Here is a 16508-nt window from a genome sequence, read left to right on the forward strand (position 1 = left end):
CCCCGCAATGGACGTGAGCACCAACATGGCCGCGCTTCAGGTCACCGGCGCACAGGTGGCGGAGCCCGGCGCCGCCGCGCCGGATGCACCGCGCAGCGCGGTGAAGGAATTCGAGGCGATGTTCCTCACCCAGATGGTCGACGAGATGCTCAAGCAGGTTGAGATCGGCGATTTCGGCGGCGGACAGGCGGAAGAAACCTGGCGCTTCTTCCTGGCCGAAGCCTTCAGCCGCGAGATCGTCGAGCAGGGCGGGGCGGGGCTGTCCGCCAGCCTCGAGCGCGCGCTTTCGGCCTATACCCAGACCCGCGAGATGGAGTGACTGCAATGACCGAGATGACCCACGCCCGTGCCGCGCAGCTCATCGACCGGCTCGCCCGGTTGCTGCGCGACGAGATCGCCGCCATCGGTCAGGGCCAGCTGGCCCGCGTCGAAGAGCTGTATCCGCGCAAAGCCGAGCTTCTTGGCGAAATTGAGACAGCATTTGGATCGGGCGAAAAATATTTCGAAGGCGATGACGCGCAGAGCCAGAAACTGCGTCGCAAGCTCGACGATCTGCGCGATCTTATCCACACCGATCTGGCGCTTCTGAAGCGAATGACCGAAGCAACAGGGGCTGTTGCGCGGGAAATCGAAAGAATCCGGGATCGTCAAAGCCTTCGCGGCCTTTATGATCGTGATGGGTCACCGAAAGAAGGACCTGTGACTCCCTCGCAACGGTTCGACAAGTCGATCTGAATCGACAGAAACAAAAATTTTCACTGTTTCGATTTCGCGTGTTACGCCTGCTGTACGGCAGGACCGTTTTCGTCAGAAAGACGAACAACAACGATAGAAATCGGAGCAGAACTACATGTCTTCCATCAATACCAATGCAAGCGCGATGAACGCGCTGTCGACTCTGCGTCAGATCAACTCGGATCTGGAGAACACGCAGAGCCGCATCTCCACCGGTCTCAAGGTTGAGTCCGGCAAGGACAACGCATCCTACTTCCAGATCTCGACCACGATGAACTCGGAAAAGGGGATGTATAACGGCATCAACGAGAGCATGACGCTGGCCAAGAGCTCGATCTCGACCGCGCGTCTCGGTGCCGAAACCCTCGTGGACCTGACCCAGCAGTTCGTCGACCGCCTGGCATTCGCCCAGGAAGACGGTGTCGATCAGGCCGCTGTCGGTAAGGAACTTCAGGCGCTCGTCGAGCAGATGAAGACCACGATCGACCAGTCCTCGTTCAACGGCGAGAACCTGATCAGCACCGCCGGTCTGACCGCGCTTGGTGGCACCACCAAGACCGTCACCACCGGCATCAGCCGTTCGGGCGGCGCGCTGACCACCACCAGCCAGGACTTCACCATGGTCGACCTGGAAGCCAGCGTCGGTGACCCGACCGCCGGTACCGCAGGTTCGGACGCATCGCTGTCGGACATCGCGGCCTCGGTCGCAGGCGAAACCTACGCCGCCGACCTGCAGACCTCGCTGATCGCGGCCGACGCGTTCCTGACCGCCATCACCGAGCAGGCAACCAGCCTCGGCGTTGCGGAAAAGGCCATCGAGACCCAGCAGACCTTCCTCGGCGAACTGACCGACCGCATCGAGACCGGCGTGTCCTCGATGGTCGACGCCGACATGGAAGAAGAAGCAGCCCGTCTGCAGGCCCTTCAGGTGCAGCAGCAGCTGGCAACCCAGTCGCTGTCGATCGCCAACTCGGCGCCGCAGAACATTCTGTCGCTGTTCCAGTAATCCCTCGGCCGGTCTTCGGACCGCTGACGGCATGACAATCGGGGGGCGCCTCGGGGCGCCCCCCCACCGCCGGAGCACCGGACGAACCGGGCCTGGCTCACGGAACACCCCGCACTCAGCCGGGGGAGCAAAGGCAGTAATGGAATGAGCATCTCGGCATACAGACGGACGATCCGCGAAAGCTCCTCGCCCAAGCAGATCGAAGCGCGGGTCTTTGCCCGCATCACCGGCAGCATGGACCAGCATCGCGCCGCGTGGCTTTCCGCGCGCGACAAGTTTGCGCGCACCGCAGTGCTGTCGCACGGGCTGCGCGAGGCGGTGGCCCAGAACCGCGAGCTGTGGCAGCGCCTGCGCAGCGACCTTGCGGATGACAGCAACGCGCTTCCGCCGGCCCTGCGCGCCAACCTGATCTCGATTTCGCTCTGGGTCGACCGGGCCTGCGAAGAGGTGATCGGCGGTGGCGACGGTCTTCCGGCCCTGATCGACGTCAACCAGAACATTCTCGGCGGCCTCACCGGCACCCGCCCGACCCCGGCAGCAGTGGATCAACATGGCGCTCAATCTCACGCTCAAGCCCTTTGAACGGATCGTCGTCAACGGCTGCATGATGCGCAATGGTGGCCGCAAGGCGACGATCACCGTCGAAACGCGCGCCGACATCATTCGCGAAACCGACCTGCTGAAACCGGATGCGGCTTCGACGCCCGTCCGGATCGTCTATTTTCTGATCCAGAACGCGCTCATCATGCCCGAACGCCGAGATGCGCTCGCCACCGAGGTGCAGAAGCGGCTGGCCGAGCTCGCCACCGTGTTCGGCAGCGAACTGCGCCGGCACGTCTTCGAGGCCGCCAACAATGTCAGCCGCGGAGAGTACTTCACCGCGCTGCGCGATCTGCGCCCGCTGATGAAGCGCGAGGACGAGGTGCTCGGCCCGCCGATGGCGAAGGTGGAGGAACACGCATGATCTCTGTTTCGGGGATGTCCACCATCCTGGCGCTGCAGATCGTCAACGCCACGGAAGACAAGGATCAGGAGCTGATCCGCAACGCCCCCGAGCATTCCCGCGAGATCGACTACTTCCTCGAGAATATCGGCGACGTCGAAACCGTCGACCAGCTGATGGACGACTACCGGCTCTACAGCTTCGTCATGAAAGCCTACGATCTCGAGGACCAGATCTTCGGCAAGGCGATGATGGAGAAGATCCTCAAGAGCAATATCGAGGAAGACGACGCGCTGGTGAACAAGCTCACCGACTCGCGCTTCAAGGATTTCTACAACGCCATGGGCTTCGGCGACGATGGCGAGAGCAACCTGAACACCATCGACAGCACCTGGCAGACCGACATGGTCAACAAGTATGTCGACACCCAGTACGTCAACGGCAAGGCCGAGGAAAACGAGGCGCTCGGCACGGTTCTGGAATTCCGTCGCAAGGCATCGAGCATCGAGAGCGCCTACGACATCCTCAAGGACGAGGACCTGGCCGAGTTCTTCCGCACCGCCTTTGGCCTGCCGGAAGAGTTGGCTGCGATCGACATCGATCGTCAGGCCGCGGTCATCAACGAGAAGATCGATCTCGAGACCCTGAGCGATTCCGAGGTGGTCGAAAAGCTGGTGCGGAAATACGTGGCGATCACCGAAGCCAATTCCGACACCGCGACCGAGAACAACGCCGCGGTCACGCTGCTGAGCGGCGCGCTCAGCGCCTCGTCGGGCAGCTATGTCCCGGTGACCATCGACATCGAGGCCATCCAGGGCTTCAGCGGCTACAAGCTGCGCTGAAGCCCGGCGCGTCCGTCAGCCTCAGAACACATCCTCGTCATCCTCGCCGAAGGGTAGGCGCACCTGATCGTCGTCGGCGAGCTGACGGGCATAGTCGAGCATCAACGCCTGCGCCGCGTTCACGTCGCGGCGGCGCACCGCGCCCATGGTTTCCATCTCTTCGGTCAGCATGTCGCGCGAGCGCGCGGGCAGGGCGTTGAGGAAGGCGTCGCGGGCAATGTCGGTCGCGCCACGCAGGGCCGTGGGCAGAGTGTTGCCCGGCACGCCGCGCATGATCTTGGCGAGGTCCATCGCCTCCATCTTGGCCAGATCCTCGAAGGTGAACATCTTGGCGCGGATGGCGTTGAACGTGTCGGGGATCTTCTCCTCGAGCTCGGGCGCCATGTTGTCGAAGGCGTTTCGGTCGAGCTTGTTGAACAGGTCGGCCATGCGCTGGTGCTGCTCGGCGGTGGTCGGCTGGGCGCCGGCGTTCATGATGTCGGCCTGCAGGGATTCCTCGATCTGCTGCATCATGTGATGCGGCACCGCCTCCATGCGGATCATCCGCTCGACCACGTTGTGCATCTTCTCCGGCCCGAGGATCGGCAGCACCTTGGCGGCGACGTCGGTGTTCACGTTGGACAGGATCGCCGCGATGGTCTGCTCGTGCTCGCCCTTGAGGTAGTTGGCAATGACGTTTTCCGACAGCGTGTTGAACCGCGCCCAGAGATCGCGCTCCTTCAGCGGGCCGCGGATGTCCTTGAGGATGCCATCGACCTTTTCGCCGGGCATCAGCGAGCGCAGCAGGTTCTCGGCTGCCGCGAAAGAGCCCACGACGCCGCCGCCATTGGTGATGTCCTGCACGAAATCGGTGAGCACCTGCTCGACGGTCTCGGACGAGATCGAACCCAGGCCCGACATCGCCCGGGTCATCTGCTGGATCTCGTCGTCGTCGAGTTGCTGCAGCAGCGCCGAGCCGCGCTTTTCGCCCAGCGACAGGAACAGCACCGCCGCCTTCTGCGGCCCGGTGAGCTTCTTCGGGCGCCGCGCCGGTTTTGCCGAGCCCGAGGTTGTCGTGCGCTTGATGTCAGCAACGGCCATAGCCTGCACCCTTCCTTACGCTACCCGCCGGCGAGCGGGAGATAGCTTTCCATGAGAGACCCGGCCAGCATGTACCAGCCGTCGATGAGGACGAAAAAGATCACCTTGAACGGCAGCGAGATCAGCACCGGCGGCAGCATCATCATGCCCGCGCTCATTAGCACCGAGGCCACGATCAGATCGATGACCAGAAACGGCAGATAGATCAGAAAGCCGATCGAAAAGGCGCGCCGCAGCTCCGAGATCATGAAGGCCGGCACCAACTCGCGCCAGCCGACCTCCTCGGCGCTCTGCGGTGCAGGCGCGCTCTCCTCGGGGGGCACCGTGCCCTCGCTGCGCGCCGCGATGTCGCGGAACAGCGCCAGATCCTTGTCGCGCGTGTTGGCGAACATGAACAGCTTGAACGGCTCGCCGATCCGCATCAGCGCCTGTTCCTCGGTGATGGCGTTGGTCATCAGCGGCTGCACGCCGCCCTCCCAGGCATCCTCGAAGACCGGCTGCATGACGAAGAAGGTCATGAACAGCGCCATCGAGGTCAGCACCATGTTGGGGGGCGACTGGTTCAGGCCGAGCGCCGAGCGCAGCATCGAGAACACGATGACGAAGCGGGTGAAGCTGGTCATGATGACCAAAAGCCCCGGCGCCAGCGACAGCACCGTCATCGCCGCGATGAGCTGGATGATGCGGCCCGAGAGCGTGGCGCGCTCGTCCGAGCCCGCCGGCGCCGAGCTCAGCGCATCTCCGATGGCGCCCAGGAGATCCGAGCCCGCCGATTGCGCCTGTACCTGCGAGGCGGCCAGCCCGCACAGCCCAGCTGCCAGCAGGCAGAGAAGGACTGTTCTGGAGAGGCCGCCGCACCGGATCATTTCTCGGACACGTAATCCTTGACGATCTCGATCAGCGAGACGCCAAGCCGGTCATCCTCGAGCTTCACCAGATCGCCCCGCGCCACGAGCCGGTCGTTGATCACCACCTCGACCGGCTGGCCGATGCTCTTGTCGAGCTCGATGATCGAGCCGCGGCTGAGCTTGAGAAGCTGCGCGATGGGCATCCGGGTCTGGCCCAGAACGATCTGCACGTTCAGCCCCACATTCAGCATCGCGTCGATGGTGTTGGCGCCGCCCTTGCTGGCTTCCTGCGCCGCCGCTTCTTCGGCCACGGCCTTCACCACGGTGTCCTGTACGTCGTCTCCGAGCTCTTCGCTCATGTCCTGCTCTCCTGCCTGTCCTGCCCGAGGCTTTGCTCGATCTCTTCCCGCGTCTTGCCCAGAGAGGACAGGATGCGGGTGCAGATTTCCTTGAAGCTGTACGCCATCACGCCGTGATCCCACTCGGCGCGCACATCGCCGGGCCCGAGATCCGGGTCGGCCTTGATATCGATGCGCCCGCCTAGCCCGGCGAGCCGTGCCGCGTGCTGCACTTCGGCGCCCGAGGACTCGACCGCGTCGGGGGCGAACCAGATCCGCAGCACCGCCGAGCCGAGTGCCATGCGGACAGCGCCCTTCGCCTCGCGCTCTGCCTGTCCCTTGGCGAGGCTGGCCGAGACGTCGGGGGCAAGCTGCTCGAACACCTCGAGCACGAAGCTCACCATCTGGGCCTCGAGCGTGGCGTGATGCCGGTCGGCATCGTCGATGAGCGCGCGCAGGGCGGGGGCCACCGCCTCGAGCGCCGAAAGTTGGCGCTGGCTGGCCGAGGCCTGCGTCGCCTGCAGTGTCTCGGTCTGGCCCTGCGCGATGCCGGCCTCGAAGCCTTCGCGCCGAGCGTTGGCAACGGCCTCTTCGAACTGGGCGCGGGTGAAGACGGCGCCGATCACCGGCTCTTCGCCGCGGCGGGCGGCATCGAATTCGGCGTCGAAATTGCGGTCGAAGACAAAGCTCATGCGTTCGGTCCTTCAGCCAGCCACGAGCGGACCACGGTGATGGCGCCCTCGGGCTCGCGTTCGATCAGCTCGCTCACGGTGTTGATCAGGCCGCGCGGCACGCCGCCCTGAACCGCGGCGAGCTCGACCATCTCGTCGGCGCCGGGCGGCAGCGGATCGAGCACCGTCCCGGTCTGGTAGACCGGTTGCTCGCTACTGGTCTGCTCGGCGGCGGCCGATGCGGCGGTGCCGGAGGTGGTTGCGGGCAGGTTTCCGGTGGGCGCGAGGCTCGGCAGCTCCGCGCCGCTGCCATCGGCCAGGGCCGGCTGATCGAACACGCGGTTCAGCGCCGGGCGCACGCCGAGGGCGAGCACCGCCGCCACCAGCGCTAGCGCGAACACGCCGCGCAGGATGGTGCCGGTGTTCTCGGTCAGGGTCTGGGCAAAGCTGCGCGACACCGGCTCGCCGACATCCATCGAGTAGTCCATGAAGCGCAGGCTCACCACCTCGACGCTGTCGCCGCGCGCCTCGTCGAAGCCGATGGCGCTCTGGACCAGCGCCTCGAGACGCTGCAGCTCTTCCTGGCTGCGCTCCTCATATTCGACCGCGCCGCCATCCTCGACGTTGTAGATGCCGTTGACCAGCACCGCGACCGACACCTTCTCGATGTCGCCGGGCTCGCGCACTGTCTCCGAGGAGGTGCCGCCGATCTCGTAGTTGACGATCTCATTGGTGCTGTTGGCGGTGTTGCGGTTGCTGCCCGGCACGTCCGCCGCCAGCGCCGCCGGGATGTCATCGGCAACGCCGACCTCGCCCCGCGCCGCGGACTGGTCCTCGCGGGTTTCCTCGCGCGTCTCGGTCGAGCGCACGACGCGCTGTTCGGGATCGTAGGTCTGCTCGCGCACCACCTGCCTCTCGGTGGTCAGGTCGACGCTGACCTGCACCCGGGCGTTGCCGGCGCCGACGCGGGCGCTCAGGATCTGGGCGATGCGCTGGCCGAGCCGGTCCTCGATCTGGGCGCGGGCGGATTGCAGCGAGGCCTCGCTGCCGGCTTCGCCGTCTTCCGCGAGGATGGTTTCCCCGGTGGCGGAGAGCACCGTCACCTGCGCCGGTGCCAGGTCCGGCACGGCGGAGGCGACGAGAGAGCGGATGGCGCGGGCCTGACGCATGCCGATCTGGCGCGAGCCGCGCACGATGACCGAGGCAGAGGGGCGCGGACGTTCGCGGGAGAACGGCTCACGCTCTGGCAGGACGAGGTGGACGCGGGCGGCCTCGACTCCGTCGATGGTCTGGATCGAGCGGGCGAGTTCGCCCTCCATCGCCCGCGCGCGGTTCACCCGCTGCATGAAGGTGTTCATGCCGAGCCCGCTGGCCTCGTCGAAGATTTCCCAGCCCGGAGTGCCGTCGTTCGGCAGGCCGGCCCCGGCAAGCAGCATCCGGGCGCGGGCCATGTCCTCGCCTGGCACGCTGACCGCGGTGCCCGCCATGTCGGTACGCGAACGAATTCCCGCCTGCTCCAGCGATTCGACCATGCGCCCTGCCTCGGCCGGCGAGAGGTCTCGGTAGAGAGAAACGTAATCCGGTGTGGTCACCGCCGAAAGCCCGAAGAACATGGCGAAAACCATGGCCAGCCCGGCGCCACCGAGGACCGTCAGACGCTTCCATCCAAGCGATTTCAGATTGTCTAGAATGCCCTGCACGCGAAGTTCTGCCTATTCCCCTGTCACGCCCAAGGAGAACCATAATTATTCTTGATCGGCAAGAACTAGCTCACCTTTTATACTTGCTTTAAACCGCCTTTCTGCGCATGGTGGTGCAAGATTAGAACAACTTCGAAGATCAGGGGCGATGGCCGAAACAAGCGGGACATCCCAGGACGCTGAGACGCCGAAAAAGAAGAAGCTGCTGCGCATCGTGGCGCTGCTTTTGCTGTGCGTGGTTGCGCTCGCAGGCGGACTCGTGGCTGCCATCGGGCCGCAGGGGGCGATGCAGCTTGTCGGTCTGGCGGGGGCTCCCGAGGACGAGGCGGCCGCCTCGGACGAGGGCCACGGCGAAGATCATGCTGCGGCGGACGGCCATGGTGCCGCGCCCGCGACCCCGGCGGGTCTTCCGGGCGACCACATCACCGTGACGCCGTTCCAGGAGATCATCGTCAACATCACCGCGACCACCGCCACCGGGCGGCAGACCACGCGCTTCCTCAAGCTCAACCTCGCGCTGGCCTATGACAACCGCATCGCCGGGGCCGAGAACATCGAGACCCGCAAGCTCTTCCTGCGCGACAGCTTTCAGGAATATCTGCGGCAGCTCAACGAGAACGACCTGCAGGGCTCGATCGGGCTGGTGCGGCTCAAGTCCGAGCTGCTGCGCCGCGCCCGCGCCATCTCGGACAGCGATGCGCCGCAGGAATTCCTAATCGCGGACCTGATCGTACAATGAGCATGCAACGCGCCCTCACCCCCGATACCCGCGCCGTCGAGGAGCTGATCGTCGAGCGCGCCAAGCTGTCCTATGCCCGGCTGCCGATGCTCGAGGTGGTGTTCGACCGCTTCTCGCTGTCGCTGGCGCAGACGCTCAAGAGCTATCTCGGCGCCATGGCCGAGGTCACCCTGAGCGAGATCGATTATCTGAGCTGTCAGGACGCGCTCAAGGATCAGCCGGATCCGTCGCTGATCGCCGTCACCACCGCCGAGGCATGGAACGGCACCATCGCCGCGATCATGCGCCCCGAATTGCTGTTCGGAATCATCGAGATCACCTTCGGTGGCCGGACCGTGCCCGGCAGCCCGCGCAAGTCGCGGAACTTCACCAGCATCGAGAAGCGCATCGGCCAGAACTTCACCGACAGGGTGCTGGGTGAGCTGTCGAACGCTTTTGCCAAGGTCACGCCGGTGAATTTCGAGATCAGCCATCTCGAGACCAATCCCAAGGCGCTGCTGCTGGCGCCGCCGACCAGCGCCTGCGTGCGGGCCACGCTGACCATCGACATCGAAGGCCGCGAGGGGGAGATGGTCTTCGTTCTGCCGAACACCGCGTTCGAGAAGGTCAGCCACATCCTGTCGCAGCAGTTCACCGGCGGTCAGCTTGGTGGCGACAGCGGCTGGCGGCTGAAGATGACCGATATGCTGGGCCACACCAACGTGCCGATGTCTGCGGTGATGGGCCAGGCGGTGCTGCCGATGCGCGACGTGCTGGCCTGGGCGCCTGGCGAGGTGCTCGACCTCGGCATCCAGACCGACGACCCGGTGACGCTCTGCTGTGCCGGGAAGGAAATCGCGCGCGCCGAGGTCGGCCATCGCAAGAATGGCCGGATCGCGCTGAAACTCTCGGAAAAGCTCTACGAAGAAAAGGACTCCCCCGATGACCTTCGTGATTGATATCGCTATTCTTGTGTTGCTTGTGGGTACCCTGACTTATGCTTGGGTGGTGGACCGGCGCGTTCGCACCCTGATGCGTGTGCTGCGCGAGATGGAGCCGATGATCGGCACCTTCTCCGAAGCGGTGGACCGCAGCGAAAGCACCGTCTCGGTGCTGCGTTCGCTGGGCCAGCAGGCCGAGCCGAAGGCCCGTCCGCAGCGCGAACGGGAGCCCGAGCTGACCCGTGGCGAGCCGTCCTTCCGGACCACCCGCGAGCGCCCCGCGCGCCCCGCCGGCGCCACCAAGGTGCCGGGCAAGTCCGAGCTTGTGCGCGGTTTCTTCGAGACCGTCCGGCAGCGCGAGGCCTGATCCCGAATGCGCCCGATCACTTTCGTTCTTGCCGGCCTCGCCCTTGCGGTCGTGGCCAAGATCGGCGTCACGCTGATGGAGGAGCCCGGCTTCTCCGCTGCGGATGCCGAAGACAACACGCCCTTCGTGAGCGCCGCCTCTGCGGCCGCCACCAACGAGGAGGCGGCCCCCGCCGTGCCGGCTCGGATGCCCGAGCCGCAGGTCTGCGAGGCGCCCGAAGAACTCCTTGCCTCGATTCAGCAGGAACGCGAGCTGCTCGAGGCGCAGAAGGAGCAGCATGCCAAGCGCGCCGCCGAACTGGATCTGACGGCGGAAACGCTCGAGATCGAGCAGCAGCGGCTTGCGGATCTCAAGACCGAGCTCGAGGCGCTGCTCGACAAGGTCAAGGCGGCGCACACCGCCGATGTCGACCGGCTCGTCGCGCTTTACCGCAACATGAAGCCCAAGGATGCCGCGGCGATCATGAACGATCTCGACATCGAGGTCTCGGTGATGGTGCTGGGCACGATGAACGAGCGCGACGCGGCCCCGATCCTTGCAGCGCTGACCCCGGTGCGGGCACGGGCGATCTCGCAGATCATCCTCGAGCGCTCCAAGCTGCCGGGCGATCAGCGTCTGAACGATATCAAGCTCTGACCCGGGCGGGCCGACGGCCCGCCCCTGTCTTCGCAATGCCTCACTCTGTCCGAGCCTTGGAATTTGGCGGTTGGCAGGCGGCGTCCCGGGCGGTTAGCCTGAGACCCGAAACGCCCGGGCGCGGGGCCCGCAGGGGCCGCGCAAGCACCGGGGAACAGGCAAGGAACCCGCGCATGAAACCCGCAACCGTGATCCTGATGATCGTCGCCGCCCTTGGTCTTTCGGCCTGTGGCGTGCCCTTCGTGCCGCTCATCTGAGCGCCGCCGGCGCCGAGCCCGCCCTTTCTCTGAGCCCTCCGAACCGCCGGCCCCGTCTCGGTCTCCGGCCCTGACGCCTGTTGCCCTCCACGATACAGCTGCGTGACGCGCCGCCCGCGCGCGCTATCTCCCGGTCGTGACGCCGCACGACCGGGTGCCCTGCTGTGCGGGTTGCAGTGCGATAATTTCGAAATTGTAATATTTCGGGAATTGAAATGTTTCGAATCTCTAAGTAAACCGCTGCGCGAAAGGGGACCATCCGTGCCGACTCTCGCAGACCGCCTTCTCGACAATGCCGGTGGGCCGCTCCCGCAGGAGCTGCGCATCCTGTTCGGTCACTTCGTGCTCTCGCACGCGCTCGACGAGCAGATGGATCACTGCCGCGTGGCCAGTGCCCTCGGCAAGGCCGAGCGCAAGCTGATGCTGCATCTCGGGGTGCCGCGCCGTATGGGCCAGCTCGCCGAAGCGCTCAATACGCAGCCTTCGACGGTGACGGCGGTGGCCGACCAGCTCGAGGCCAAGGGGCTGACGCTGCGCGAGCGGGATCCAGATGACCGCCGCGCCTGGCAACTTCGCCTGACCGAGCAGGGGCATCAGGCCCGGCGCGACCTGATCGAGCAGATCGTCGCGCAGTTCCGCGAACTCTCCGGCCTGACCCCCGATGAAATGACCCAGCTCGCCACGCTGATGGACCGCGTGGCCGAACGTATCTTGCAGAACGGACTGCCGAAGGGATTCACCCTATGACCATTTTCTCCCGGCTCCCCCGCGCCGCCGCAACCGCCGCGGCGCTGATCCTTGCCGCGTCGCCGGCCGCGCTCGCCCAGACCGAGCCGCAGCCCGCGCTGCGCCCGGTGAAGCTCGCCGTGGTCGAGGCCGGGGCCGAGCAGCTCACCCGCCAGTTCTTTGGCAAGGTGGTGGCGCGGCGCACCGTGGACCTTGCCTTTCAGGTCGGCGGCCAGATCGAGCAGTTCCCGGTGGTTGAGGGCAGCCATATCGAGAAGGGGGCGCTGATCGCGCAGCTCGACCTGCGGCCCTTCGAGCTTTCGCTCGATCAGGCGCAGCTGCAGAAGGAGCAGGCCGACCGCAATCTCGACCGCCTCGACAAGCTGCGCGGCGGCACGGTGAGCGAGACGACGCTCGACGATGCTCAGACCCAGGCCGGGCTGACCCGTATCGCCGTCGACAATGCCCAGATCGCGCTCGACGATGCCACGCTCTATGCGCCCTTCGACGCGCTCGTCGCCTCGCGCAGCGTCGAGAACTACACCACGATCTCCGCCGGCACCCCGGTGGTGCGGCTGCATGACATGTCCGAGATCCGGGTCGCGATCGACGTGCCCGAGGTGCTGATCCAGAAGGCCGACGTGGCCGATGACGTGAGCGTGCTGGCCCGCTTCCCGTCCTCGCCCGAGACCTACGAGATGACCGTGCGCGAGCTCAATGCCGAGACCTCCGCCATCGGCCAGACCTACCGCGCCACCTTCGGCATGGCCCCGCCCGAGGGGCTCGACGTGCTGCCCGGCTCCTCGGTCACGGTCATTGCGAAGATGAGCCGCGGCGAGCCGCGCATCGAGATCCCGGCGGCGGCGGTGCAGATCGCTTCCGACGGGTCGACCTACGTGTTCCGCTTCGACCCGAAGGGCGCCGCCGAGGGCACGCTCACCCGGCTGCCGGTCACGGTCGAGCCGACCGATGACGGCGGCGTCGCGGTGATCGCGGGGCTGCAGTCGGGCGACGAGATCGTCGTCGCCGGGGTCAGCGACCTGACCGATGGCATGGCGGCCCGCCGCTTCGTCGGCTTCGGCGAGTGAGGGCAGGGCGATGACCACCATTGCACGCCACTCCATCGAGCGGCCGATCTACACGTGGATCCTGATCCTGATCCTGTTCTTCGGCGGCATCTGGGGCTTCTTCTCCATCGGCCGGCTCGAAGACCCGGCCTTCACCATCAAGAACGCCGTCATCGTCACCCAGTATCCCGGCGCCTCCGCCGAGCAGGTGGCGACCGAGGTCTCGGAGCCTTTGGAATCCGAGATCCAGAAGATGGGCGAGCTGAAGACCATCACCTCGGTCAACCGCCCCGGCGTCTCGACCATCGAGGTCGAGATCAAGTCGACCTATGACGGCACCGAGCTGCCGCAGATCTGGACCGACCTGCGCAACCGCGTGGGCGATGCCCAGCTGCCCTCCGGGGCAGGCGTGCCTTACGTCAACGACAGCTTCGGCGATGTCTACGGCCTGTTCTACGCGATCACCGCGGACGGGTTCTCGGACGCCGAGAAGCACCAGCTGGCGATCTTCCTGCGCCGCGAGCTGCTCGCCGTCGACGGTGTGGCCGATGTCGACACTGCCGGCCTGCCCGACGAGGCGATCTTCGTCGAGCCCGACATGGCACGCGCGGTCAATCAGAACATCCCGCCCACGGCCCTGGCCTCGGCCATTGCCGACGCCGACAGCGTCGCGCAGGCCGGCACCATCGAGCGTGGCGGCTCGCGCACGGTGATCCAGCGCCCGCAGGGCGAGGACTCGGTCTCGGCCATTGCGGCGCTCACCGTGGGGGTGCAGGGCGAGATCATCAACCTCATCGACCTCGCAGAGGTCTATCGCGGCCGGCAGGACAACCCCGACCTGATCATCCGGCAGAATGGCCGCGAGGCCTTTACCCTCGGCGTTGCCGGGCTGGCCTCGGAGAACATCGTCGAGGTCGGCGAACGGGTCGATGCCAAGCTTGCCGAGCTCGACAAGGACATCCCGCTCGGCGTCGAGATCACGCCCATCTACCAGCAGCACGTGGTGGTGGACGAGGCGTCGAACGCCTTCCTGCTCAACCTCGCCACCTCGGTGGCCATCGTGGTCGTGGTTCTCGCGCTGGCGATGGGCTGGCGCGCCGCCGTGGTGGTGGGCGCGACGCTGCTGCTGACGGTGATCGGGACGGTGTTCTTCATGGCGCTGTTCTCGATCGAGATGGAGCGCATCTCGCTCGGGGCGCTGATCATCGCCATGGGGATGCTCGTCGACAACGCCATCGTGGTGGCCGAGGGGATGCAGGTCTCGATGCTGCACGGCAAGCGCGGCCCGGCGGCGGCGGACGAGGCGACGCAGAAGACCCAGGTGCCCCTCCTTGGCGCCACCGTCATCGGCATCATGGCCTTTGCCGGCATCGGCACCAGCCCGGATGCCACCGGCGAGTTCTTGTTCTCGCTCTTCGCGGTGATCGGCATGTCGCTGATGCTGTCGTGGATCCTCGCCATCACCGTGACGCCCTATCTCGGCAACAAGCTCTTCGTGACCAAGGATGAAGGCGATCACGACGCCTATGGCGGGTTCTTCTTCCGCCTCTTCGGGCGCACGCTCGACCTTGCGCTGCGCCTGCGCTGGCTGGTCGTCGTCGGGCTGATCGCGCTGACGGCGGTGTGCTTCAACGCCTTCGCCAAACTGCCGCAGCAGTTCTTCCCCGACAGCAACACGCCGCTGTTCTTCGTGCATTACAAGCTGCCGCAGGGCGCCTCGATCGCCAAGACCTCGGAGGATCTGAAGGTGCTCGAGGACTGGCTGGCCGAGCGCGACGAGGTCGTTGCGACCACCACCTTCGTGGGGCAGGGGGCAACGCGCTTCATGCTGACCTATCAGGCCGAGAAGGCGAACCCCTCCTACGGCCACATCATCGTGCGCACCGCGACGCTCGACGAGATCCCGCAGCTCAAGTCCGATCTCGACGCCTTCGGCGCCGAGGCGCTGCCGCAGGGCGAAATGCGCACCAAGCGTCTGGTCTTCGGCCCCGGCGGCGGCGACCCGGTGGCGGCGCGCTTCTCCGGGCCCGACCCGGAGGTGCTGCGCGACCTCGCCATCGAGGCGCAGGCGGTGATGAAACAGGCCAGCGACAAGATCACCACGACCCGCACCGACTGGCGCGAGCAGGAGCTTGTGCTGCGCCCGCTCTATGCCACCGACCGGGCGCAGGCGGCGGGGATCAGCCGCGACGACATCTCGAAAACGCTGCTGACCGCCACCGACGGCACGCAGGCCGGCACCTATCGCGAGGGCGAGCGGCTGATCCCCATCCTCGTGCGCGAGGACCCCGAGAGCGATCTGACGCTGATGGACCAGGTGATCTATTCCAGCGCCGCTGAGTCCTTCGTGCCAATCGAGCAGGTGATCGACGGCTTCGAGTTCATCCCCGAGAACACGCTGGTGCATCGCCGCGACCGGGTGCTGACCATCACCGTGGGTGCCGACATCGTCGACGGCGTGACCGCCGCCACCGCCTTCGGCGAGGTGCGCGGCGCGGTCGAGGCCATGGAGCTGCCGCTGGGCTACAAGCTCGAATGGGGCGGCGACTATGAAAGCTCCAGCGAGGCGCAGGCGGCGCTCGGCACCCAGCTTCCGGTGAGCTTCCTGATCATGGTGCTGATCTCGATCCTGCTGTTCAACGCGCTGCGACAGCCGCTGATCATCTGGCTGCTGGTGCCGATGTCGGTCAACGGCGTGGTGCTGGGGCTCGGCTTCACCGGGCTTCCGTTCAGCTTTACCGCGCTTCTGGGCCTGCTGTCGCTGTCGGGGATGCTGATCAAGAACGGCATCGTGCTGGTCGAGGAGATCGATCTACTGCGCGAGGATGGACAGGCGCTGCGCCCGGCGATCATCCGCGCCTCAACCTCGCGCCTGCGCCCGGTGGTGCTGGCGGCGGCGACGACGATCCTCGGCATGGCGCCGCTGCTCGGCGATGCGTTCTTCGTGTCGATGGCGGTGACGATCATGGGCGGGCTGGCCTTTGCCACCGTGCTCACGCTGGTGGCGGCGCCGGTGCTCTACTACATCTTTTTCGCGCGCGAAGAGCGCCGCAACGTGGCGGCGTCCGCGCAGCCCGCGGTGTGACGGGCTGATCACCGAGCCGCCCGGCAGGACCGGGGCGAGAGAGACAAGCGCGACGCGCCCGGCGGCCCCACCCGCCGGGCGCGCTGCGTTTTGCGGCCCCGCGATCACGGCGGCGAAAAATTCTGCGCCTCCATACTGGCTCGATACTTCCTGCAACGCGGCTCCTTCGGGGCCTGCGATACCGGCCCGGCGCACATCGGGTGCGCCCGAGCTGCATGGAGATGCATTGATGACAGTCACCGTCAAAACCCGCGCCAGGTTCTTCGCCAAGCTCATCCTTTCGAGCACTTTGTCCCTGTCTCTGGGGCTGATCCCGCTCTTCGCGATCGATGCCTCTGCAGGGCAGAGCGCGCCCGTCGTGGCCGAGGCCCCGGCACAGAAGCCGAAACAGCCAAGCGGCCAGCCGCCGCGCGAGGCGCTGAAGGCCTGCGAGGGCAAGGCGCAGGGCGAGACCTGCTCGGTCTCGCTCCGCGACGGCCCGAAGGTCAGCGGCACCTGCCGCGCCCCCGAGCGCAGCGCCGCCGCCGCCTGCATGCCGTCCGGCGGCC

The 16508-nt window shown here is 66.2% G+C and carries 19 protein-coding genes; 14 read left to right on the top strand and 5 right to left on the bottom strand.

Annotated features, from left to right (window positions below; genetic code table 11):
- Nucleotides 1-7 precede the first annotated feature (7 nt).
- The 6 genes from AC6RA4_RS04280 to AC6RA4_RS04305 all read left to right on the top strand — a co-directional run bounded on the left by AC6RA4_RS04280 (nt 8) and on the right by AC6RA4_RS04305 (nt 3526).
- Complete coding sequence (locus AC6RA4_RS04280; protein WP_500157720.1) at nt 8-319, top strand: rod-binding protein; 312 nt, start codon at nt 8-10, stop codon at nt 317-319.
- 5 nt (nt 320-324) lie between these two features.
- Nucleotides 325-735 carry a hypothetical protein gene (locus tag AC6RA4_RS04285; protein ID WP_500157722.1) on the top strand — a complete coding sequence of 137 codons (411 nt, stop codon included), beginning with the start codon at nt 325-327 and terminating at the stop codon, nt 733-735.
- Nucleotides 736-850: 115 nt separating this feature from the next.
- The gene (locus tag AC6RA4_RS04290) at nt 851-1741 is read left to right on the top strand and encodes a flagellin N-terminal helical domain-containing protein (RefSeq protein ID WP_500157724.1); all 891 of its coding nucleotides are present in this window, start codon (nt 851-853) and stop codon (nt 1739-1741) included.
- 144 nt (nt 1742-1885) lie between these two features.
- Complete coding sequence (locus AC6RA4_RS04295; protein ID WP_500157726.1) at nt 1886-2323, top strand: flagellar biosynthesis regulator FlaF; 438 nt, start codon at nt 1886-1888, stop codon at nt 2321-2323.
- Nucleotides 2292-2705, top strand: a complete 414-nt coding sequence (locus tag AC6RA4_RS04300) for a flagellar biosynthesis repressor FlbT (RefSeq protein ID WP_500157728.1) — start codon at nt 2292-2294, stop codon at nt 2703-2705. The genes AC6RA4_RS04295 and AC6RA4_RS04300 overlap by 32 nt, the downstream gene beginning before the upstream one ends.
- Nucleotides 2702-3526, top strand: coding sequence for a DUF1217 domain-containing protein (locus AC6RA4_RS04305; protein ID WP_500157730.1), 825 nt, complete (start codon nt 2702-2704; stop codon nt 3524-3526). Before AC6RA4_RS04300 ends, AC6RA4_RS04305 begins: the two co-directional genes overlap by 4 nt.
- A 21-nt stretch (nt 3527-3547) precedes the next feature.
- Here AC6RA4_RS04305 and AC6RA4_RS04310 read toward each other — a convergent pair whose 3' ends face one another.
- The 5 genes from AC6RA4_RS04310 to fliF are packed head-to-tail and all read right to left on the bottom strand — an operon-like array spanning nt 3548 to nt 8163.
- Nucleotides 3548-4606, bottom strand: a complete 1059-nt coding sequence (locus tag AC6RA4_RS04310; RefSeq protein WP_500157732.1) for a flagellar motor switch protein FliG — start codon at nt 4604-4606, stop codon at nt 3548-3550.
- A 20-nt stretch (nt 4607-4626) separates the two neighbouring features.
- Complete coding sequence (gene fliP, locus AC6RA4_RS04315) at nt 4627-5472, bottom strand: flagellar type III secretion system pore protein FliP (protein WP_500157734.1); 846 nt, start codon at nt 5470-5472, stop codon at nt 4627-4629.
- A complete protein-coding gene (locus AC6RA4_RS04320) occupies nt 5469-5813 on the bottom strand; it encodes a FliM/FliN family flagellar motor switch protein (protein ID WP_500157736.1) in 345 nt (114 codons plus the stop codon). The genes fliP and AC6RA4_RS04320 overlap by 4 nt, the downstream gene beginning before the upstream one ends.
- Nucleotides 5810-6484 carry a FliH/SctL family protein gene (locus tag AC6RA4_RS04325; protein ID WP_500157738.1) on the bottom strand — a complete coding sequence of 225 codons (675 nt, stop codon included), beginning with the start codon at nt 6482-6484 and terminating at the stop codon, nt 5810-5812. Before AC6RA4_RS04325 ends, AC6RA4_RS04320 begins: the two co-directional genes overlap by 4 nt.
- Nucleotides 6481-8163, bottom strand: a complete 1683-nt coding sequence (gene fliF, locus AC6RA4_RS04330; protein WP_500157740.1) for a flagellar basal-body MS-ring/collar protein FliF — start codon at nt 8161-8163, stop codon at nt 6481-6483. The genes AC6RA4_RS04325 and fliF overlap by 4 nt, the downstream gene beginning before the upstream one ends.
- A 148-nt stretch (nt 8164-8311) precedes the next feature.
- Here fliF and AC6RA4_RS04335 point away from each other — a divergent pair, with 148 nt between their 5' ends.
- The 8 genes from AC6RA4_RS04335 to AC6RA4_RS04370 all read left to right on the top strand — a co-directional run.
- Nucleotides 8312-8902, top strand: coding sequence for a flagellar basal body-associated FliL family protein (locus AC6RA4_RS04335; protein ID WP_500157742.1), 591 nt, complete (start codon nt 8312-8314; stop codon nt 8900-8902).
- Complete coding sequence (locus AC6RA4_RS04340) at nt 8899-9840, top strand: flagellar motor switch protein FliM (RefSeq protein WP_500157744.1); 942 nt, start codon at nt 8899-8901, stop codon at nt 9838-9840. The genes AC6RA4_RS04335 and AC6RA4_RS04340 overlap by 4 nt, the downstream gene beginning before the upstream one ends.
- A complete protein-coding gene (locus AC6RA4_RS04345) occupies nt 9824-10189 on the top strand; it encodes a flagellar motor switch protein (protein WP_500157746.1) in 366 nt (121 codons plus the stop codon). The genes AC6RA4_RS04340 and AC6RA4_RS04345 overlap by 17 nt, the downstream gene beginning before the upstream one ends.
- Nucleotides 10190-10195: 6 nt before the next feature.
- Nucleotides 10196-10825 carry a MotE family protein gene (locus AC6RA4_RS04350; protein ID WP_500157748.1) on the top strand — a complete coding sequence of 210 codons (630 nt, stop codon included), beginning with the start codon at nt 10196-10198 and terminating at the stop codon, nt 10823-10825.
- A 518-nt stretch (nt 10826-11343) separates the two neighbouring features.
- The gene (locus AC6RA4_RS04355; protein WP_500157750.1) at nt 11344-11829 is read left to right on the top strand and encodes a MarR family winged helix-turn-helix transcriptional regulator; all 486 of its coding nucleotides are present in this window, start codon (nt 11344-11346) and stop codon (nt 11827-11829) included.
- The gene (locus tag AC6RA4_RS04360; RefSeq protein ID WP_500157752.1) at nt 11826-12896 is read left to right on the top strand and encodes an efflux RND transporter periplasmic adaptor subunit; all 1071 of its coding nucleotides are present in this window, start codon (nt 11826-11828) and stop codon (nt 12894-12896) included. Before AC6RA4_RS04355 ends, AC6RA4_RS04360 begins: the two co-directional genes overlap by 4 nt.
- A 10-nt stretch (nt 12897-12906) precedes the next feature.
- Nucleotides 12907-15960 (top strand): efflux RND transporter permease subunit, encoded by a 3054-nt coding sequence (locus tag AC6RA4_RS04365; protein WP_500157754.1) that lies wholly within the window; start codon nt 12907-12909, stop codon nt 15958-15960.
- A gap of 229 nt (nt 15961-16189) precedes the next feature.
- The coding region (locus tag AC6RA4_RS04370) for a hypothetical protein (protein WP_500157756.1) at nt 16190-16508 on the top strand (319 nt) is incomplete at its 3' end.

Source organism: Salipiger sp. (genome assembly GCF_059781815.1).